This is a genomic window from Paenibacillus sedimenti, from assembly GCF_014534655.1.
GTDB lineage: Bacteria > Bacillota > Bacilli > Paenibacillales > NBRC-103111 > Paenibacillus_E > Paenibacillus_E sedimenti.
In genome coordinates, this window is record NZ_JACVVD010000012.1 from 157592 (window position 1) to 177314 (window position 19723).

18 protein-coding genes and 5 pseudogenes are annotated in these 19723 nt (G+C 46.2%); 16 read left to right on the top strand and 7 right to left on the bottom strand.

Features of this window, described 5'->3' with window-relative positions; genetic code table 11:
- The first annotated feature begins 102 nt into the window (after nt 1-102).
- From ICC18_RS26955 to ytxJ, 3 genes and pseudogenes are all read left to right on the top strand, one after another.
- Nucleotides 103-1509, top strand: coding sequence for an MFS transporter (locus tag ICC18_RS26955; protein ID WP_188177525.1), 1407 nt, complete (start codon nt 103-105; stop codon nt 1507-1509).
- Nucleotides 1510-1609: 100 nt separating this feature from the next.
- A pseudogene (locus ICC18_RS34030) lies at nt 1610-1743 on the top strand (FAD-dependent oxidoreductase); the annotation flags it as partial.
- Between the two features lie 78 nt (nt 1744-1821).
- Nucleotides 1822-2160, top strand: a pseudogene (ytxJ, locus tag ICC18_RS26960) (bacillithiol system redox-active protein YtxJ).
- 204 nt (nt 2161-2364) lie between these two features.
- Here the strand turns inward: ytxJ and ICC18_RS26965 are convergent.
- Nucleotides 2365-3123, bottom strand: coding sequence for an MBL fold metallo-hydrolase (locus ICC18_RS26965; protein ID WP_188177526.1), 759 nt, complete (start codon nt 3121-3123; stop codon nt 2365-2367).
- Nucleotides 3124-3298: 175 nt separating this feature from the next.
- Here ICC18_RS26965 and ICC18_RS26970 point away from each other — a divergent pair, with 175 nt between their 5' ends.
- Entirely contained in the window at nt 3299-3892 is a 594-nt protein-coding gene (locus ICC18_RS26970; RefSeq protein ID WP_188177527.1) for a TetR/AcrR family transcriptional regulator, read from the top strand.
- A 14-nt stretch (nt 3893-3906) separates the two neighbouring features.
- Nucleotides 3907-4290 carry an alpha/beta fold hydrolase gene (locus ICC18_RS26975; RefSeq protein ID WP_188177528.1) on the top strand — a complete coding sequence of 128 codons (384 nt, stop codon included), beginning with the start codon at nt 3907-3909 and terminating at the stop codon, nt 4288-4290.
- Nucleotides 4291-4398: 108 nt separating this feature from the next.
- On the opposite strand, the gene ICC18_RS26980 is transcribed toward ICC18_RS26975, so the two are convergent.
- Nucleotides 4399-5061, bottom strand: coding sequence for a hypothetical protein (locus ICC18_RS26980; RefSeq protein WP_188177529.1), 663 nt, complete (start codon nt 5059-5061; stop codon nt 4399-4401).
- A 293-nt stretch (nt 5062-5354) separates the two neighbouring features.
- Between ICC18_RS26980 and ICC18_RS26985 the strand changes: the two genes are divergently transcribed.
- Nucleotides 5355-6338: an SDR family NAD(P)-dependent oxidoreductase gene (locus ICC18_RS26985; RefSeq protein ID WP_188177530.1), complete on the top strand. Its 984-nt coding sequence runs from the start codon at nt 5355-5357 to the stop codon at nt 6336-6338.
- Nucleotides 6339-6650: 312 nt separating this feature from the next.
- Here ICC18_RS26985 and ICC18_RS26990 read toward each other — a convergent pair whose 3' ends face one another.
- From ICC18_RS26990 to ICC18_RS34035, 3 genes and pseudogenes are all read right to left on the bottom strand, one after another.
- On the bottom strand, nt 6651-7589 hold the full coding sequence (locus ICC18_RS26990) for an aminoglycoside phosphotransferase family protein (protein ID WP_188177531.1): 939 nt from the start codon (nt 7587-7589) through the stop codon (nt 6651-6653).
- A 137-nt stretch (nt 7590-7726) separates the two neighbouring features.
- Nucleotides 7727-8434, bottom strand: coding sequence for an RDD family protein (locus ICC18_RS26995; protein ID WP_188177532.1), 708 nt, complete (start codon nt 8432-8434; stop codon nt 7727-7729).
- Nucleotides 8435-8641: 207 nt separating this feature from the next.
- Nucleotides 8642-8782: pseudogene (locus ICC18_RS34035) on the bottom strand (class I SAM-dependent methyltransferase); the annotation flags it as partial.
- Nucleotides 8783-9010: 228 nt separating this feature from the next.
- Here ICC18_RS34035 and ICC18_RS27000 point away from each other — a divergent pair.
- Nucleotides 9011-9244 (top strand): annotated as a pseudogene (locus tag ICC18_RS27000) (12-oxophytodienoate reductase); the annotation flags it as partial.
- Nucleotides 9245-9507: 263 nt separating this feature from the next.
- On the top strand, nt 9508-10356 hold the full coding sequence (locus tag ICC18_RS27005) for a LysR family transcriptional regulator (RefSeq protein ID WP_188177533.1): 849 nt from the start codon (nt 9508-9510) through the stop codon (nt 10354-10356).
- On the opposite strand, the gene ICC18_RS27010 is transcribed toward ICC18_RS27005, so the two are convergent.
- Together ICC18_RS27010 and ICC18_RS27015 are read right to left on the bottom strand one after the other, a co-directional pair.
- The gene (locus tag ICC18_RS27010) at nt 10353-11006 is read right to left on the bottom strand and encodes an NADPH-dependent F420 reductase (RefSeq protein ID WP_223192898.1); all 654 of its coding nucleotides are present in this window, start codon (nt 11004-11006) and stop codon (nt 10353-10355) included. The two genes, ICC18_RS27005 and ICC18_RS27010, sit on opposite strands and share 4 nt — an antisense overlap.
- A 130-nt stretch (nt 11007-11136) precedes the next feature.
- A complete protein-coding gene (locus tag ICC18_RS27015) occupies nt 11137-11541 on the bottom strand; it encodes a hypothetical protein (protein ID WP_188177534.1) in 405 nt (134 codons plus the stop codon).
- Between the two features lie 338 nt (nt 11542-11879).
- Between ICC18_RS27015 and ICC18_RS27020 the strand changes: the two genes are divergently transcribed.
- The 8 genes and pseudogenes from ICC18_RS27020 to ICC18_RS27055 form a co-directional block, all read left to right on the top strand.
- On the top strand, nt 11880-12221 hold the full coding sequence (locus ICC18_RS27020) for an SRPBCC family protein (protein ID WP_188177535.1): 342 nt from the start codon (nt 11880-11882) through the stop codon (nt 12219-12221).
- Between the two features lie 208 nt (nt 12222-12429).
- Nucleotides 12430-14684, top strand: a pseudogene (locus tag ICC18_RS27025) (ATP-binding cassette domain-containing protein).
- A gap of 775 nt (nt 14685-15459) precedes the next feature.
- Nucleotides 15460-15975, top strand: coding sequence for a winged helix-turn-helix domain-containing protein (locus ICC18_RS27030; RefSeq protein ID WP_223192899.1), 516 nt, complete (start codon nt 15460-15462; stop codon nt 15973-15975).
- Between the two features lie 5 nt (nt 15976-15980).
- Complete coding sequence (locus ICC18_RS27035; protein WP_188177536.1) at nt 15981-16328, top strand: hypothetical protein; 348 nt, start codon at nt 15981-15983, stop codon at nt 16326-16328.
- Nucleotides 16328-17041 (top strand): sensor histidine kinase, encoded by a 714-nt coding sequence (locus ICC18_RS27040; protein ID WP_223192906.1) that lies wholly within the window; start codon nt 16328-16330, stop codon nt 17039-17041. The genes ICC18_RS27035 and ICC18_RS27040 overlap by 1 nt, the downstream gene beginning before the upstream one ends.
- A 203-nt stretch (nt 17042-17244) precedes the next feature.
- Entirely contained in the window at nt 17245-17658 is a 414-nt protein-coding gene (locus tag ICC18_RS27045; protein ID WP_188177538.1) for a hypothetical protein, read from the top strand.
- A gap of 93 nt (nt 17659-17751) precedes the next feature.
- Complete coding sequence (locus tag ICC18_RS27050) at nt 17752-18150, top strand: hypothetical protein (protein ID WP_188177539.1); 399 nt, start codon at nt 17752-17754, stop codon at nt 18148-18150.
- Nucleotides 18151-18444: 294 nt separating this feature from the next.
- On the top strand, nt 18445-19723 hold a 1279-nt coding region (locus ICC18_RS27055; RefSeq protein ID WP_188177540.1), incomplete at its 3' end, for a phytoene desaturase family protein.

Below are 19723 nucleotides of genomic sequence, written 5' to 3' on the forward strand. Positions count from 1 at the left end.
CATTCATTCCCTCAAGTCAATGAAATCATAACTTAAAATGCGTTGGAGTAAATACCCGATTTCAAGTACGATGACATCAAGACGCATTGGGGGGGACCAAAAATGAAAGCTCACAGCAGGTGGTTGATGATTTCCGTTGGCCTTGGGATACTATTGAACCCACTAAATTCTTCGATGGTTTCTGTTGCTATTCCAAGGCTGCAAAATGTGTTCCAACTTGACTTTACAGTTGTTTCTTGGATTATTTTTTCTTTCTACATTGCGAGTGCTATCGCTCAACCTGTCATGGGAAAGGCAAGCGATTTATTCGGTCGCAGGAGGATATTTCTTACCGGACTTGTTGTAGCCTTCGTTTCATCATTATTAGCTCCACTATCACCAAACTTTGGGTGGCTCCTCGTGTTCCGCATTGTGCAATCCATCGGAACAAGCATGATGGTTGGGGTTGGAATGGCCATTGTGCGAATTCATATTACGGAGAAACAAGCGACTGCACTGTCTGTTTTGTCCATATTCCTATCCGGAGCAGCAGCAATTGGACCCTTTATTGGCGGAGTCCTGATTCACTGGTGGAGCTGGCCTGCTATCTTTTTCGTCAATATTCCGTTCGTGGTGGCGAGCTTTCTTTTAGCTTGGAGGAATATTCCTAAGGACGAACCGCCAACATCAGTTGCACGGGGCATGTCCTTTCGTAAATGGTTAGATTTGATTGATGCGCCAGGGATCTTGCTCTTCACAGTAGGTCTGGTTGCTCTGCTCGTTGGATTACTCTCAGCAAAATCGTCTGGACATCTCTCATTAGGAAATGTCATTATCGGGCTGATAGGTCTCGTTGCGCTGGGAGCTTTCGTACGACATGAGTTAAAAGTGACGTCACCCTTTATTCCTTTGCGCACATTCGCCAATTATCCTGCGATGACTTGGGTCAATGTCGAATTTATGCTCGTAAATATACTTTTTTACTCGCTCTTTTTCGGACTTCCATCCTACTTGCAAATGGTACGTCATGTCAGCGAGTTCCAGACAGGGATTCTCATGCTAAGCTTAGGCTTATGCTCGTTAGTTACTTCTCCAATAGCAGGACGATGGATCGATAAATCAGGACCTCGATCAGCATTGCTCTTGTCCGCAATACTGATGACATTTGGGTCGGTGTGGCTCGCGACATTGAATCAAACTTCACCGGTTATCAGTGTGTGTTTGGCGTTGGCTGCATTCGGTATTAGCAACGGGTTGAACAATGTCGGTATGCAAGCGGCCTTATTCAAAAGTTCTCCAAAAGAAATAATCGGTGTAGCATCCGGATTATTTAATACATCAAGATACCTGGGAACCATTCTCTCTTCATTGTTGATAGGAATCGTAATGGGAGATAAGTTCAGCGCCGGGGGATTGCAAGTGCTTGGGATTATCCTCACGGTAATTGCATTTTCCTTGGTATTCTTGAGTTGGCGGCGCCGGGAGTCAGGGCAATTGAAAGAGTCCGTAGGTTCACCAAGTTCAAATTAGAAGGAGCATCGATATCGGATCTTAATAGCTTTTCGAGTGGTTACAATATTTGCTCCATTGGCCGTTGAACTGCAAGGGCAAGCAACTAGCCAAAGGCTGACAGCTCGAAACAGAAGAGCTCGGTTACCTGATCGTTAAACCGGGTACGTCCGAGACAAGCATTCCTGGCGTATTCGCTTGCGGCGACGTGCAGGATCACAAATACCGTCAGGCGATACCGCGGCGGGCAGCGGCTGAATGGCGGCGCTCGATTGCGAGAAATATCTTGAAGCACTGGAGAATGTTCATTTAATTGGGAGAGGAATGATTCAAATGAATTGGATAGAAATCACGACGCTTGAAGAATGGAACGAAGTGTTGGAACGTTCCGCCGAGCGCGGACAAGTGGTGCTGAAGCATAGCACGACTTGCAAGGTTAGTTCCAACGCGCTGGAAGAATATAATCATTATTTGCAAGACAACCCGAATAGCGATGTCGATTATGTCCTCGTGAAGGTAGTCGAATCCCGCCAGGTATAGAACCAAATCGCCGAAGATCTTGGCGTCCAGCACGCATCACCGCAAATCATCTACGTCTTAAATAAAGAGAAGTACTGGGCCGCCTCGCATTGGTCGATCACGACCGAGCATATGGCGGCGGTGCTGAAATAAGCGCGGATTCGCCAAAAAAGCCACAGCCCGAGCAACATCGCTCGCTGCAGCTTTTTTAATCATAGCGTGATAAATTCCGCGCGGGTGATCGGTCCCTTGGGACGGAATGCGTGATATGGAACAAAGGAATTATATGTAAATTGGATTCAACTTTTTTAACATACTTCTCTATCCAAAAGCGAAGTAAAATTATTGGGATTATACCTAGAAAACAATAACCTCTCCATCGTAAGGAACAAAGGCAGCATGCTCGAGGCCTCGCTCCATCAAAAAGGATTGGAGATGCCGGCGCTTGAATGTACAATGGCTGATTGCATCCATATGTACGGCAACGATTCTCGTGGTTGGAGATAAATGGGCAATACGGACAATATCTTCAGCAGTCATCGTGATAATGGTCCCTAACAACATCTGCGCGCGCGGCGTATTCAAAATCGCGATATCCGGTTGATATTCTCGGAACACCTCTTCAATGTCTGACGTATAAATGCAGTCCCCGACGATATAAATGGAACCATCCGCTGGTGTGCTTAATATAAATCCGGATACCGGGCCGAGCAGTTTGGCGGCTAGGCCTAGAGCATGCTGTCCTTTTACTCGTTTCATCTGAATGTCGCACCATTCATAAGAATCATGAATCGCATATACATGAAAGAAACCGGACCTTTGTAAAAAGGCTTGATCCTCGGGCTGACAGAAAACAGGCATTCTCTTATTCAGAACGGAGAGGGCCTTCTTATCCAGATGGTCAAAATGTCGATGTGTAAGCAGGATAGCGTCCATGTTCTCGAAAAAGTGAAGCGGAACAGGCAGAGGGGTTAACGGATTTCTGCGAAGTGTACGAGTGAAAGGAACCGGCGGGAGCTCGCCGACATCACTTAACATAGGATCAATCAGTATTTTTTTGCCGTTTATTGTTAAAACCGATGTAGCGTTTCGAATGTGTTGAATCGAGATAGACATAGAGATCCTCCTTTTCATTTTAGATACCGACCGGTCTGTTTTAATTTAGCGCAGTTCTGTATACAAGTCAAGCATATTTTTCCTTATAACCAGAATGACTCACATATCGATTGACCGTGACAAGTGATTATGTTATTTTAAGACCAATCGGTACTTTTTGAGATGAGGGATAGATATGGGCAAAGGGCAAGTCACGAAGGAACATATTATACGACAGTCCGCGGGGTTATTTAATACGAAGGGGTATACAGGTACTTCTCTGTCGGAAATAATCGAGCGCTGCAATGTTCGTAAGGGAGGCATCTATAATCATTTCGAAAATAAAGACGAAATTGCGCTGGCTGCATTTGATTATATGTTCAAGCAATTAAAAGTCCTGTTGTCCAAGGCAGTGACTGAGCAGTCCGAACCGACAGAAAAAATGATGGCGATCTGCGAAGCTTATATCATGCTGGTAGAACAGGATGCATGCGAGGGCGGCTGCCCCATTATGAATACTGCTGTTGAGAACGACGATGGTCACCCGAAGTTAAAACAAAGAGCCCAACTTGCTATGAGTGATATCATGTCGGGTCTGGGGGAGATCATTAGGGAAGGCATAAAGAGGCAGCAGTTTCGCAGCGATATTGATGTTGAAGAGGCGTGCAGTGTCGTAATCGCTCTTATCGAAGGTGGGGTTATGTTAAGCAAATTGTATAATGACAATAAGTATATCCGGCATTGTACGAACCAAGTAAAGGAGTATATTCATGGAAGTATGAATGCCTAGAACGACATGAAAGTTTGCCAACAAGAGTTCCAACAATTAAGGAACTGCGAAAATCACTGGAGCACATATTAGGGGAAGGTTCATTTTCCTATTTTGAAGAGAGTGTTATTGAACATCATGATGGTTGGTCATTCCGTTTCGATGCTTCTGGTTTCATTCGTTCACAGGAACTGTTAAATGGATCGTGGTGGGATGACTGGATCGCCTCATCATGTCCTCTGTTGCTGATGCAAGGTGAAAAAAGTCCAATATTAAGCTGGGAACATGCGCAAAAGATGGCGATGCGCAGAACAAATACAATGTTAAAACAGTTTCCAGGTTGTGGGCATACGATACGAAACGGAGACCCATACGGTTATCAAGTTGCAATTAAGAGTTTTTTGAGCATCAACTTATAACTGAAAGGTCATTCTATTGATAAGATTATTACGACGGGAATGATAGTGAGGAGCTGCATCAATGACAGCTCCTTTTTGGTGTTCATTGAAGTAACGGGCACTAGATTGTCAAGCAGGTAGCTGACCGGATACATGATTACGCTCGAAGACAAGGCCTGCGCCATACCAAGCGAAATGCAAATAGTAGCAGGTCAGGAGGATTTTGATATACCATTCTGGAGCGAAGAACATGCCGAGCAGGGCTACGAATAGTACTAAGGTGGCGATTGCCGGGCGGCGCGACACGCCCTTCGCTGTGAATAGAGATATACCCATTAGCAGCGTACCTAGCAGCAGGGTCGGGCCGGAAATAGCCATGAAGAAATTGCCGGGCATTCCCATCTGCACCTTCATAACCATCTCAGATACTTCCTTCAGCTTCGCATCATTATCGATGCCTTGGAAAACAACGGGATAATCGAACATCTGAAGTACCGCATGGCACGCATCGAAAAAGAAGGATACGAACATCAGTCCGAAGGCCAGCCATCCCCACCATTTCAAACCGTTCACATCGCGCAGGAAAAGCGCAGGCAAAGCGACGAGCATCATCCCAATGCCGATGAATAGCCAAACATGCGACCAGACTGCCAAGGTAAGAAAATGAGGCAACTCCTGCAAACTTGCCGGCGTATCATCGAGATGCAGCATCATAACAACACCACCGATCAATGCGCTAATGATCATTAACACACCGCTAAACCGAAAAAATCCTTGAGGAACATTTACCATTTTTCAATCGCTCCTTTAATCCATGTGTATTCGGCTTGCGCCGGTATTCCTTAATCATAAAGGCAGCGTTTTCTTATCAACAAGGGTAGCGGTTCCTGGGTCACCCGGGAAATTGTGGGAATTGAAACGGGAATGAAGCCAGGAGATATCGGGAAAGATGCGGACAAGGGCATGTAGTCATCACCAATTGGAGCCGGTCTATAAATAGTGATTGACCAATCAATCACAACGTGTTATATTGGTTTCAAGTTAGTGATTGATTAATCACAAAAAACAAAATTGAGGTGATTCCTTTGGAAAAAGCGATTGTAGTAGGAGCAACGGGAGGAACGGGTGCATCTGTTGCGGAAGAGCTGGTCAAGCGAGGGATACGGACAGTGGCCTTCGGTCGATCTCGCCAGAAGCTGGAGCAACTTCGGGCGAGGCTGGGTCATCCGGAACATTTGACAATTGCCGTAGGTGATGCTTTCTGCCCGGATAACATTGTCTCCGCTTCAGAAGGCGCGGACGTTTTGTTCCATTGCGCGAATGTGCCATATCACGAGATGGTAAGCAAGTTGATTCCTCTTGGTGAATCGGTGATGGAGGCTGCTAACCGGCTGAGTTTAAAGGTAGTCGCAATCGACGGCATCTACCCCTATGGAAGAAGACAGATGGTTCGGGCGACTGAGGAGCATCCGAAGCAGCCGCATACGAGGAAGGGCAAGACCAGGCTCGCTTATGAGAAGATGCTGTTCGATGGGCGATGGAGCCGGGCAAAGGTCATGATCGTCCGCCTACCGGATTATTACGGCCCCACGGCGAACGAGGCTTCTTATCTGGGCTCTACGCTCGAAGCGATAGCGGCCGGCAAGTTGGCATTTTTCATCGGCAATATGCATGTCCCTCGGGAATTCGTATACTTGCCGGACGCGGCGTTCATGATCGCGGAACTCGCCGACAGGGATGATGCATATGGGCAGAACTGGCATATTCCGGGAGCTGGCTTGATCTCGGGCAGGGAGATCGTGCGAATAGCCCGGCAGGCAAGCGGAAGCACCAAATCGGTCATTCCGCTCGGAAGAATAGGGCTTTCTTTGCTCGGTATGGCCGTGCCGGTAATGAAGGAAGTAGTGGAGATGCTCTATTTGACCGAAGAGCCGCTTGTCTTGAGCGGGGACAAATATGAGCGGTTGATCGGACCGGCAAGGACGACCGCCTTCGAGAAGGGAATCACGGTTACGGTTCGCGCGTTACAGAAAAGAAATGGATCTTTAATTACGGTCGGTAGTAAGTGATTAATCACTAATTAATATGGAGGGGACAGAGAATGAACCATTTAATCATCTAAACACCAAAAAAAACAGCTTTAATCACGCGATTTTGGACGCGGTGACGGAAAGCTGCCTACAAGAGAGGGATGGGGTTGTCGTTCGGGATTTATACGGCATCGGTTTCCAACCCGTGCTTATGGGGTTCAAACCGGGTTACTGACTGGCAAGAAGGCGACACTCATCCATACGCAGAATAAGTCACAAGAAGAATATGAAGCAAGCGGTTTGGGGAATGCGCTGCATCTTACAAGCGCAGAAACACCCGATCCTTTTCTGCTAATCCATAATCATGTCAATGACTTGTTTCGCAAACGCAGCATAGGGTTCGATCAGATCAGGACTTCGATCGATAGCCCACCTGAGGTTATCGAAAGCCCTTAATAGCAGCAAATGCCTCGTTTCAGAAAGGTCTTTTTCACTTATTCCGTACCCGTCCATAAACGCTTTGAATTCCTCAACACTTGCGCTTTCTTCTAGTCCCAGGATTTGGTAATGCATCAATTGAGCAACAGTTGCATGCGGTACCACGCTTACTTCTGCATTCCAATCCAGCAATATAACTTGGTTTGCCTGATTGACAATCGTATTCTTTAAAGAGATATCTCCATGGTTTAAACCGAAGCGGAACGGTTCACTCTTCAAATTTTCAAACAGTTTTCTTACTCTCTGCGATTCCATCTGAGTGATTACTCCAAGCTCAATCAAGCGATCATGCTCAGTCAAACTATTGATATTATACTGCACATACCCTTGCCAACTGCCGTCTGATCCGGCATGAGAAGGTGACTGAAAATCACCATGGACTGGATCAATCAGATTCCCTCCATATCCCTTCACTTGAATCGAATGAATAAGCTTGGCATATTCGCCCAGTTTCCTCCAAACATCGGACTTGGGAACAGTACTGCCTAACCCGTTGTCTCCCTCAATAAAGGCTTGAATCATATATGCGGTTTCATCAACTATACCAATGGACAACACCTCAGGTCCAGGAACGCCAACTGCCGCTGCTTGCTCGATACACCATTTTTCTTTGATAAAGCTTGGAAATGTATCTTTATCGTTCATGCGGACAACAACTTTGCGACTCTCCGTCTCAACTACGCAAACCTGATTTGTGATACCTTTACCTATGATCTGATATGAAGTTTTTACTTGTTCCAGAAGAAGATCGCCTGCAATTCGTTCTGCTTGTATAACTACAAAGTCTTCCATAGTTAGTCCCCTTCAAGTGTCGTGCTTCGAACAGTTTACCACACACTTTTTGGAAAGTACGTTTATAACTAAACTATACTGCCAGTTAGCGCAACGAGACTGCCGGTACATATCGGCAGCTACACTTTCTCTGGATGTTAACCAAAAAACGAATAGTACACTAGACCAGCAACTATAACATAATATAGAGCTTCGAGCCAAATGCAAGTAGGCCGATGCGATACGGTAATATTCATTTCACGGTCCCATGTAGTCTGTCGTAGTTTATTCTTCAATGTTTGATAGGCAGACGCGTACGTAAATAAGTAGATAACTGGAACGCCAGCGGCCTCACCACGCCACCAGACAAGAAAGCTCCTCTTGCAAGCTTGACGTAAAGAAAGCCTAGCGCCATCTGGATTCCTCACCTTTACACCAAATAAAAATTTGCCCGGTGTTGTTCCCACTAGCGACAGAAGCAGAGATTCGAGAGGTATCCAGACGAGCAAAAGAATAGTTGTCATTACGTACTCCTCTGTCCCTGGTATTATAAATGGCCCGTACATGATCCAATCTATAACTGGAGAAACAAAAGGCACGGACGAGCGATCCAGTAATTGAATTAAATACACAAACAATAAAGAATCCAAATATCTAGCCCATAAACGGAGCCAAGGTCTAACCTTCGTTTTTTCTTCATTCCATTCAAATTGCGTATATATTTCAGCCGCTAACCATTCCCCACACTTATGTTTCGTTACAAGAGTACGTTTCTTAATGTGCCCTGCCCTTATTAGTTCCGTCAATTCCTCCGCAGTAAAAGGACCGTGGATTTCCTTTTCAATTTTATAGAACCATTCAATCAATTATATTTGCCTCGTTTCTCTACCATGATTATTTAGCACATGCTCATATAGTGAAACACTATTTTTCTTGCATAACCACAGGTAAATAATTACTTTTCATCAGTATTTTATTGAAGAAAACTGCCCGTTACTTCAACGGGAAACGGCAGCCGATAATCTGGCCGGCTGCCGTCGTGTTTGATTCAACTATCGTGTCCCGTTAGCTCAAAAGCCCCCTTCAACAAGGACGTATTTAAATTCCTCAACTCCATACCAGCGCAATGCAAAACGCTGCAGTTCCGTTTGGACTAATGTCCCATTACGCCACTTTTCATATTTCAGGTAACTTACTCGGTATTGATTAAAGAATCTTGATTGTTTCTGTTTGCGTAGTCATCATATTCTGTAATTAAATATTGATATGCCGGTTCTCATGTTTTACCGATGCATATCAATCAAAGCCTTGGCCGCAAGAACGACGTCAGCCGCCGGGCTGTCCGCACCAAAGAACCGAGAAGATATGCAGAATCCTTCCAGCAGCACAAACAACAGTCTGGCCAGCGTATTGGGGGATTTCAAGCCTGCTCGTTCACAGACATCACGGTCGGCTCCGTCGGTCTCGATGCGGAATTCACCAGGCTGTTCAGAGAAGGCGCTGGCGCCGGAATCGTGAGCCTCGACAGATTGATCGAGCGGCTGGAACACGGCGAATTCGACCTGGTCGCCGTCGGCCGCGCGCTGCTGAACGATCCCGCCTGGGCATCTAAAATCCGCGAAGGCCGGCTGAATGAACTGATACCTTTCACGCCGGAGGCGACAAAAGCATGTTAAACCGATAATAAAAAAACACGATTTTCGCGGTCTATTACCGGTAACGTTTTGTGACTCCCGACATAATGGGCTGCTAGGAGTTATCCTGTTATTCGCAGCAATTCCGGTCGGTTCTGAGCATGGGATTCGTTCCAATCAGTCAAGGGTACGGATTTCCGAAGAGAAGATATCAAAGGGGACTGAACAGGATACATTCCTTGTACTTCCACATATATCAATATATGATAATTACCATACTACTGTACTGGGGATGAGACTGATTCATGAATACGGAATTTTTAAAAGGATTTCTGGAAACGGCCCGGACGAAAAGCATATCTAAAGCAAGCGAGGCTCTGCATATATCTCATACCGCACTCAGTAAACAGTTGAGAAGCCTGGAGCAGCAGTTTGATGTACAGCTTTTTGTCCGATCCTCTCAAGGCGTTGAATTAACCGAAGCCGGTAAGGTCTTGAATGAATCCTCAAGGGCATTACTCGACCAGCTATCTGTATTAACAAGGGCTCTTGAACCCTATAAAGTATGGCAGCGTATTCGAATTGGTACGGTTCCGGATATCGCTTCGCAGTATCTACTGGCTTCGCTGCACAATTTAAAAAAACACGGCCATGAAGTAGATTTAGTATACCGGCAATCGACAACAGATGTATACAAGATGTTATTCAATGGGGAAGTGGATCTGCTCGTTGCGGAACGAATCTCCATGCATCCATCCATATGGGTAGGTGATCTGCATCGGGAGCCTTTATTTGTGGTAATGCCGAAGGAACATCCGTTTGCAGCAAAAGAGGCAATCACACTATCCGAATTAAGCAGCCAGCCTCTCGTTCTTTATGCTGAAGGATGTACCATTCGTGCCAAATTGACTGATTTATTCGCAGTCATGAATCATCCCATGAATATAAAAACCGAGGTTAACTTCAAAGAAGTTATCCTCGGTTATGTGGGCAATGGCGGGGGACTCACAGTGCTGCCTGAACCTTACATTAAGCAGTTATCAACGGATCGATTAGTCAGCATACCTTTAAGTCATCCTGATGCCTTACGAACGATTGCCGTGTTTAGTACGAACCGGGCGAAAGGCCAGAAGATTTTTCGGTTACTAAGTTAATTTGCAAGTACGGCTTCCTTGATACCAAATAATTGGAGTGAAATATAAGGATAGGTTCCATATCGGACAGCAAGCTCCAATTCCAGCAGCGTTAAACGTTCAATCGTTCGATTATTGGCGAGTTTACCTGCATGAAGGAAGCGAAATGGGAGCGGCTTGAAGCGTTCAATGAAACGGAGTACAGCCTCTTCATCATCCCCGGTAACGAGTACATCGCTCTTTTGATCCTGAAATACCGGGTTCTCAAACACTTTGAAAAACGTATTTTTAAAAGCACCTATCACTTTGGATTCCGGCAGTAAAGACTGAAGACGTTCGGAAGAAGATTCACCCCAGGCAGTTGTGAATCCGCTGAAGTCGTCATTAAAGGGATTTGAGATATCCACAACTATTTTATGCTTGAGCTGTTCTTTATTTGCTTGTGCCCAATCCATTAATGCCGAGACTGGGAAAGCGGGAATGATGATATCTGCCTGCAGTGCTTCCACATAAGAGACGGTCACGATCTGATCCAATTGAAAGTTCTTTGCCAGCCCTGCTGCTTCTGCCGAATTACGGGAACCCCATAATACTTGGCCTTCTACATACGCTGCTACTTGCTTTACCAAAGCCTTACCCATATTACCTGTTCCTAGTACGCTGATTTTCATGATTATCACTCCTTCTTTGAATTGATTTCAGCTTATCAAAAAAGAAGAATCTCCAGAAGTTCTACATTATCGCACCCATCCCACTTTTGGTTTCGGCATTGGAACTTCAAATCGTATCGTACCCGTTAGTTTAACTTTCCGTCACTTTCAGTTCCTTTTTGATAAAGGCTTTTATCTCACTTAAGTAGGGGGATTTATAGACAAATCCATCCTTATTCATTAGGACATACATCGGGTACGTCCTTATGTCCAATTTTTTCAAATTTTTACTCAGTTGCTCATTGTAAGGATGACCATTCATTTCCGTAACATTATCCAGAATTACTTGGTTAGAATGTATGAAGGATTGTACTTCATCCATCTCATTACGAGGTGTATCCCCATTATGATAAAACAGATGTAACTTATAATTACTATGTTGGGGTTTTAAATCCTCGATAAACTCTCCGTATTTTGAACTGTTGCAACCACTAAGAATGACTATTACAAAAAAGCCCATTAACAAAGAGTTAAACACTCTACCTTTTATCCCCATTTATCCACCTCCATATATTTAGACCTTTCTAAAGTTCAGATGTTTCGCTAAACTGCCAGTTAGCTTAACGATCCAAGAGCATTCTTTTACTTACGGCAGACCAGCCTTTACCTGAATCTCCACGTTAGGGCGGTTTGCTACCAGCATTTAAGGATATCTACGAATTGTCCACCGCTTTGACCATCATAAAAAGCATCTACAACATCGAATAGCTCATCAGACAGTAGATTTATCTCTTCATCGGTGCAAAACTCCGGAAAGGCCATTCTATCATTCATATCTCTCGTTAATGCGTAGCTAATATGCCATGAATCATCCTGAAAACGCGGGTCGGTATAATGCAGACAAGTGGGTCCAACATCCACACCGTTCAGGCGATGGATAATGATTTTAAGCCCGTCGTAGGACACCGTTTTCAGTTTCGCACTCAGCCGACCGAATGGTGGGATGGATTTATTGACGACGAAGTGCTTATCGTGGACGCACCAAACCGGGTGTCCTTTATCTGGGCCAGCGGAGAGGAGAAGCACACGGTCACCTGGATGCTGCAGGATTTAGGGGACGGAAAGGTTAACCTTCATCTCGAACAAACCGGAATCTCAAACGATCAAGCATTGGGTAGAGCTAAGTATGGCTGGGGTAAATGGTGCGGCGAGCTTGAAAAGGTGTTGGAACAATAACCGCATTCGGTACAAAAACATCTCCTTCCCCAATGCTAAATTATTGGGTTATTGGTTACGATAGTTGAACCCTGCTTGACCTGAATCAACATAAACCGGCTACTTGTAATTTGCAGCTGGTTTTTTCGGGCTGCCCGACTTTCAATGCACGATGAATGGTACAATGTGAATATAAGTAGTTATTAACACTATCGGAAGGATGATAAGCATGAGCGAATCTAATCAGGAGTATATCGTAATCTCGGGTGCGAGGGAAAACAATCTCAAGAACGTATCCTTGCGCATTCCCAAGCGGAAGATCACGATTTTCACCGGGGTATCCGGATCCGGCAAGTCATCGATCGTTTTCGATACCATCGCCGCTGAATCCCAGCGTCTGCTGAATGAAAATTTCAGTATGTTCGTCCGCACCTTTCTGCCGCGTATACCGCAGCCGGATACGGACGCGATCGAGAACCTGAGCATGGCTGTTACAGTGGATCAGAAGCGACTGGGCGGCGGTTCCCATTCCACGATGGGCACGATTACCGATATCTCTCCTATTCTCCGTCTTCTCTTCTCCAGAGTGGGTCAGCCCTATGTTGACAAGCGCACTTGTTCTCGTTTAACGATCCGCAAGGTATGTGTCCCGAGTGCAACGGGATCGGTCGCAGGCTGGGCGTCGACATGAGCAAGGCGCTGGATATGTCAAAGTCGTTGAATGAAGGGGCAATCATGCTGCCGGACTATTCGGTGAACGGCTGGGAATGGAACATGATCGTGCAGTCGGGGTCTTTCGATCTCAACAAGAAGCTGAGCGATTATTCGGATGAGGAGCTGGAGCAACTGCTATACGCCAAGGCGAGGAAAGTGGAGATGGATTTCGCCGGGAAGGCAGTGAATATTACAGTGGAAGGCATCATCGAAAAGTTCACCAACAAGTACATCAAGCAGGATGTGAAGACGAAGTCCGAGCGCACACAACGAGCTGTTGCGCCGTATATCTCCGAGGGGCCCTGCTCCAGCTGCCGCGGCGCGAGACTCAGTCAGGCCGCGCTTAGCTGCAGGATCAATGGACTCAACATTGCGATGATGTCCTCCATGGAGGTTGGACAGCTGATCCGCGTCATTCGGGAGATTGACGATCCTGTCGCCGCGCCGGTCGTCAAGTCGCTAACGGAGCGGCTGCAGCATCTGGTGGATATCGGACTTGACTACTTGACGCTGGACCGTGAGACTGATACATTGTCCGGCGGCGAGTCGCAGCGCGTCAAGATGGTGAAGCACCTGAGCGGCAGTCTGGTGGATGTCACTTACATCTTCGATGAGCCCAGCGTTGGCTTGCACCCCCGTGATGTACACCGGTTAAATGGATTGCTTCAGAAGCTGCGCGACAAGGGCAATACAGTGATTGTCGTCGAGCATGATCCCGATGTGATCAAGTTGGCGGATCATATCGTTGACGTTGGGCCTCACGCCGGCAGCCGTGGCGGTACCGTCGTGTATGAAGGAAGCTTCCAAGGCCTGCTGGAGGCAGGTACACTGACAGGCACCCATATGAAGCGGCCGCTCCAACTGAAGCACGATTGCAGGCAGCCATCCGGCAAGCTATCCATCAAGGATGCCACACTGCACAACCTGCGGAACGTGAGTGTAGATATTCCAACCGGAGTGCTGACAGTAGTTACGGGTGTCGCCGGCTCGGGCAAGAGTACGCTGATTAACGAAATATTCCTCAGTCAACATCCGGATGCGATCGTCATTGACCAATCGGCGGTAGGAGTGTCAACACGCTCGAATCCCGCGACCTATACGGGCATTATGGATGATGTGCGCAAGGCGTTTGCTTCCGCGAACAAGGTCAACCAAGGCTTGTTCAGCTTCAACTCCAAGGGGGCTTGCGAGAACTGCCAAGGGCTGGGTGTTGTATATACAGATCTTGCATTCCTCGACAGCGTGAAGCTGCCATGCGAAGTATGCGGAGGTAGACGGTTCAAGGAAGAGGTGCTCGCGTACAAGCTGAACGGCAAGTCAATTGCAGAAGTACTGGAGATGACTGTGGAGCAGGCATTGGATTTTTTTCAGCTAAAAGAGGTTGTGCGCAAGCTCCAGGCGATGAGTGATGTGGGGCTGAACTATATTACACTCGGCCAGCCGCTCAGCACGCTCTCGGGCGGGGAATGCCAGCGCATCAAGCTGGCAAGCGAGCTGCATAAGAAAGGCAGCATTTACGTGATGGACGAGCCGACGACCGGCCTACATATGTCAGATATCGGTCACCTTCTGGGGATCATGAACCGCCTCGTGGATGCCGGCAATACGGTGATCGTCATCGAGCACAACCTCGATGTGATCAGCCAAGCGGATTGGATCATCGATATGGGACCGGACGGAGGCAGCAAGGGCGGCCAGGTGGTGTTCGAGGGCCTACCTTCGCAGATCATCCATGCGGAGCAGTCAATCACGGGAAGATACTTGATGTAATGCACCAAATCCGCTTTCGTAATTTCTTAACATGACAAGGAGAACACATCAAAGGTTAAACTCACGAATGCTCAACCAGGGCTGCCAGCAGAATCGGCAGCCTTTCGCTTAAGGGTTTTAAACGATATAAAGGCAACTTGACAAGGACGGAGAACGATAGTGAGGAGCTGCCGCGAGGGCGGCTTCTTTCTGATGTTCGTTGAAACGCTAATGATAAAAAGCTAAAAAAGGGCGTAAAGAATGAGACAAACCATCAAGTTCATACCTTGATAAAAAGGATGAAGGTGATGGTACATTTGAAGATAAACAACAAACATATAATCATTTTTTACACTATAAAAGGATCGACAATAAAAAGAGTTATTCTTTTCGATATCATTCTTGGAACAGCGATTTATTATGTTGTTGAAATGATTTCTTCGAGTACGATAATCGCAACTATAGGCTCTCTAATCGGAACTGAGGGAGTTAAAAAACTTCAAAGGTCAATTAATGGAAGGATAATACCAGTCTCTTAAGGTTACTTTAGCGATCTTACGGAGAACAAGAGCGAAGCGATGGAGCTGATTCATCGCTTTTCGGTATTTATCAGTCAACTTTCAACTATCGGGCAGCATAGATTAAGACCATGCGGAGAACCGTATCACAAATAGTGGTAAAGCGGAAGATAGAATTGAATGTTGAAGCAGCAATGTTAAATGAGCGTGTAGGTGCTTGAGTTCTTACACACTCGATGTACATGGAGTACTGTATGTTGCTGGTGAAGGAGTAGTAATTGGAATGCCATTGGAGGAATAACTCTCCTTTTATCGAATTCATGGGGATGCAATTGGTAGAGTCCGAATTATATCCGAATCAATTGGGAAGTAGAGGGGACGATTATGTGACCAAACCGTTCCTGCCTTTAGAGGTTGTCGCTCGTATTCGCGTTCATCTAAGAAGGGGGACAATCTATTCTTCGTCTGTTTTACCGTCTGAGAAAGTATTCGATTACGGAATATTCTCCCTTAATAGAACGACAGGCCAATTCCATGTAAACCATGAAGAAGTCTCTTGCCCTGCCAAGGAATTTGAGTTACTGCACTATTTTTGCAGTCATCCGAATCGAGTATTCACTGCTCAGCAGTTGTATGAACAAGTTTGGGGAAACATGGTGCAAGGAGACGAAAAGACGGTCGTCATCGATATATCTAGGCTTAGAAGAAAACTCGAAACCAACCCCTCCAATCCCAGGATCATTGTGACCATACGAGGAATCGGTTATAAATTCATTCCTCCCTACGGAGAGTGAAAATAATGAGCTTCACGTTTCGAATTGCACTTAAGCTGTTATTTGCTTTTATTCTAATGCTCTCAATCATTTATGCGCTGTTGGCTCTTTTTACGGCGTTTGTTGCTCCGAATTTACCAGAAGGCAGTGCTGAAATATTTGTTCTGGTATCGGGAGGAATTCTATTTATGCTAGTTTTGCTCGTTTTTGGCTGGTATATAGGCAGACCATTCTACTATATGATCGTTTGGGTCAGGCAATTGGCCAAAGGAATTTATGAGGCTCCGGCACACGGGCAAGCTATCCATTCAAACAAAAAAACCGGAAAACTCAAAGGTGCGAATGCGCTTGTCAGGAATTATTCGATCATTTGATGACATTGACAAGTATGCTTAAAAAGAACGAGCAAGATAAAAAAGAGGCTGACCGAGTAAAGCGGGAGTGGATTAGCGGAATTTCGCATGATCTCAAAACCCCATTAACTTATATATCTGGTTATTCCTCCATGTTAATGAAAGAGGTGTATCCGTGGAGCGAAGAGGAGCGAAAGGAATTTCTATCCATCATCCATCGGAAGGCAGATCATCTTAGAGAATTGGTTCAGGATTTGAATCAGACGGTACATGATCAGATTCCATTACAGCGAGTGGAAATGGATCTGATTGAACTAGTCCGCAGAGTTGCAGCAGATATTATAAGCGCGCCGTGGGCGGCAGATTATTTCTTGACGATAGATTCAATGCCAGAGCAGCTTCGGATGAATTGCGATCCGAAACTTTTGACACGAGCCTTACGCAATTTGCTAATCAATGCGATTGCTCATAATCCGGCGGGAACCGAAATTGCGATTTTCATCGCTCAACGCGAACCGAAAATGGCAGAGATTCGCGTTGAGGATAACGGAGTCGGCTTCGATGAGACGAATCAAAGCCACATGAACCAAGGTTTCCCTTCATCCAGCCGTTCCGGCCTGGGAATTTCGATTGCCAAGCAGCTTATCCAATCCCATGGCGGAGAATTATCAATTAGGAGCCAGCGAGACAAAGGAACAACCATCACCATCCAGATGCCTACTGAATCGATTTAAGCTATTATTCGTTACCCGTTTATCTCATGTTTACCTGAGCTCTCTATAATGACGTTAATAGGTCGATGAGCGATCGATCATAACCGTTATAGAGGCAGTCACGAGCGAATTCGATGTTATCGGACGAACCCGCTGCCTGTAATGCATGCGGGTATTTTTGTGCGCTTCATACGATCTGACGTTGGTGCATGGGAGGATACAAAATGAGGAATTTAGTAAAAAGGGTATTATCCGGATATGGAGCGTTGTTGTGGTCATTTCTATACGGAGCGTTAGGGCTATTCTGGCTCATGGGTGGAGCGGGTTTTCCCTACGGAAAAGGGGATCCGTACGGTGTCGATATTTCTATGTTTGCTAACGTTCGATCGGAGGAGGGCGCTCTAATTATTGCTATCGCAGGTTTGATCGGAGTTATTACTTCGCTAATCCTAATCGGACCTTGGAGATGGAGCCGCATTCCCCGAATAATTCCCCTTCTGTTTGCATGGAGTTTTGCCATTGTACTTTTATGCGTGGTTTGCGACTATAGGGTACTTGCGCTTATCGCTTATGCGCTGCTCTTAAAATTCGAGTTTTTTGATTGGCCGGCGATCAACCAATTTATTTGTCTCACGTGAGGCATTCTTTGGGGAAGCGCAGCCATCTCCTACATGAAAAAAGGGCAGGAAGTATGCGACAAATGCGGACACACGAAGAGGATTTCGAAATGGTTGAAGCCTGCAGCAAAATGGGGAAAATGGGCAACGTATATGGCGGTATGTCTGCCGCTTATCTACTCTTTGACTCGATGGGCATGGGCGTTTGGTATTCCTTTAGGCGTTAGCAAACAGTTTCTGATCGATGGGGAACGAGACACTCCAGGGATTTGGTTATTCGGAGCGGCGCTAAGGACAGTGGGGGCAATGGGTGCCGTCCTGACTTTAGGTCTGATCAGCAGATGGGGAGAGATATTCCCGCGCCGGTTCCCATTCATTCACGGTAAGCGGGTTCCTCCCGCTTTGGCGATTATACCCGCAACGTTCATATCCGTTGTTATCGTTATAACGGGTTTGATGTATAACCGCCTTTGGATAAAAGGAGCGTTTCCGGGGGGGGGGGGGGGAAAATAGCTACCTATGCTCCTGAGCTTACCTGGCCCATCTGGGGATTAGCGCTTGGAGCAGCATGTCAGGAGTGTGGTAGGGCATAAAGTCGAAGGGGTGTCGATGAATTGGTGCACTACTAACGGAAAACAATAGTGAGGATAACGCTCTACAGATGGCTCCCGTCTTCAGTGGACCAATGCAAGATTGAAAAAGTTCCCAAATTTTTCACAGTTGAAACGTACTTGACTATTGCACAAGGGATATCGAAACTCTAAAATTAGACTAAAAGGTTAGTCTAATTTAGGGGAGGCTGATGGTATGAAGAAAGTAGGTATTGTAGGAGCGGGTCTAGGTGGCTTAGTAACAGCGGCTTTATTAGCTAAAAGAGGAAACCGGGTCGTTGTTATGGAACGTTCGCCGATTCTGGGAGGCCGAAGCCATGTCGTTTCAAAGAATGGTTTTACAATGAGTTATGGCGCCCATGCGGTTCTGGCTCCCAAACAGGAACCCCTGCGTTCCATTGTTCGCGAACTTGAACTGCCGATGAAGTATAGGAAGGCGAGCTTGTCCAAATTCAAACTCTTTATGGAAGGCAAAGTCATCTCCAGTCCGCTTGGCTTCGGTGCGCTTACCTCTCCCGCGATTTCGGGTTTTTTCAATCATATGTTATGTTTGAAACAATTTTACCAGATGGTGAAGCAAGCTCCGGCTTTTCCGCAAACTATGTCCGTAGGCCAATGGATACGGGAAAATGTCAGCAACCCCGAAATCGCCAAAGTTCTTTCCGCTTATGCAGCGTTATCGGTTTACGACGGCGCACTCGACTTGTACTCTATGAACCGTTTCGTTGAATTAACCGCCCGGGAGTATGAAAAAAACGAGCCTCTAAGCTATATGGGGTATGACGTCCTTTTGGGGGAATTGCAAAAAGCGATTACAAAACATGGGGGCAGCATTCTTTGCGGGAAACAAGTCTCGGATCTTATCGTTGAAGCTGACCAGGTGAAAGGCGTCGTATGTGCGGGAGAAAAGTATGAATTCGATGAAGTAGTGCTGAACGTTCCGCCGAAAGAATTAGGTAAGCTTCTAAGCAATCCATCCCTTGCAGAAGAGTTCGGGGGGGATGTAAATCAAACGGCTCATTATGTGTTCGTCTATGATCTCATGCTTTCCAAGAGGCTCCGCGGCGATATCGGTAATTTGTTGGATCTGGATGGAGGCTTCTACATAAATGATTACGGATTAAACAATCCTTCTTCCGTACCCGCCGGCGGACAGTTGATCAATGGCTTGAAATTTTTGACCGAACAGGAACAGCTAGACGACAGCCATGCGAAGGGTTCTCAAACCGCATTTGAAACTTTGCTCCATAAAGTATACCCGGGATGGGAAAAGTACGTGGTAAACAAACGGATTATAAACAGAGCTATGGTGAATGGAATCGCCAGGAGAACGAACGCAAAACTGTTGCCGCTGCAAAGCCGATCCGTACGGGGATTATACCTAGTTGGAGATTCTACAGAAGGGTCGGGGGCGCTTGGTATGCCCTGCTATGACAGCGCGAAGAAGGTAGCGGATCTGTTATCCTCAACGAGGT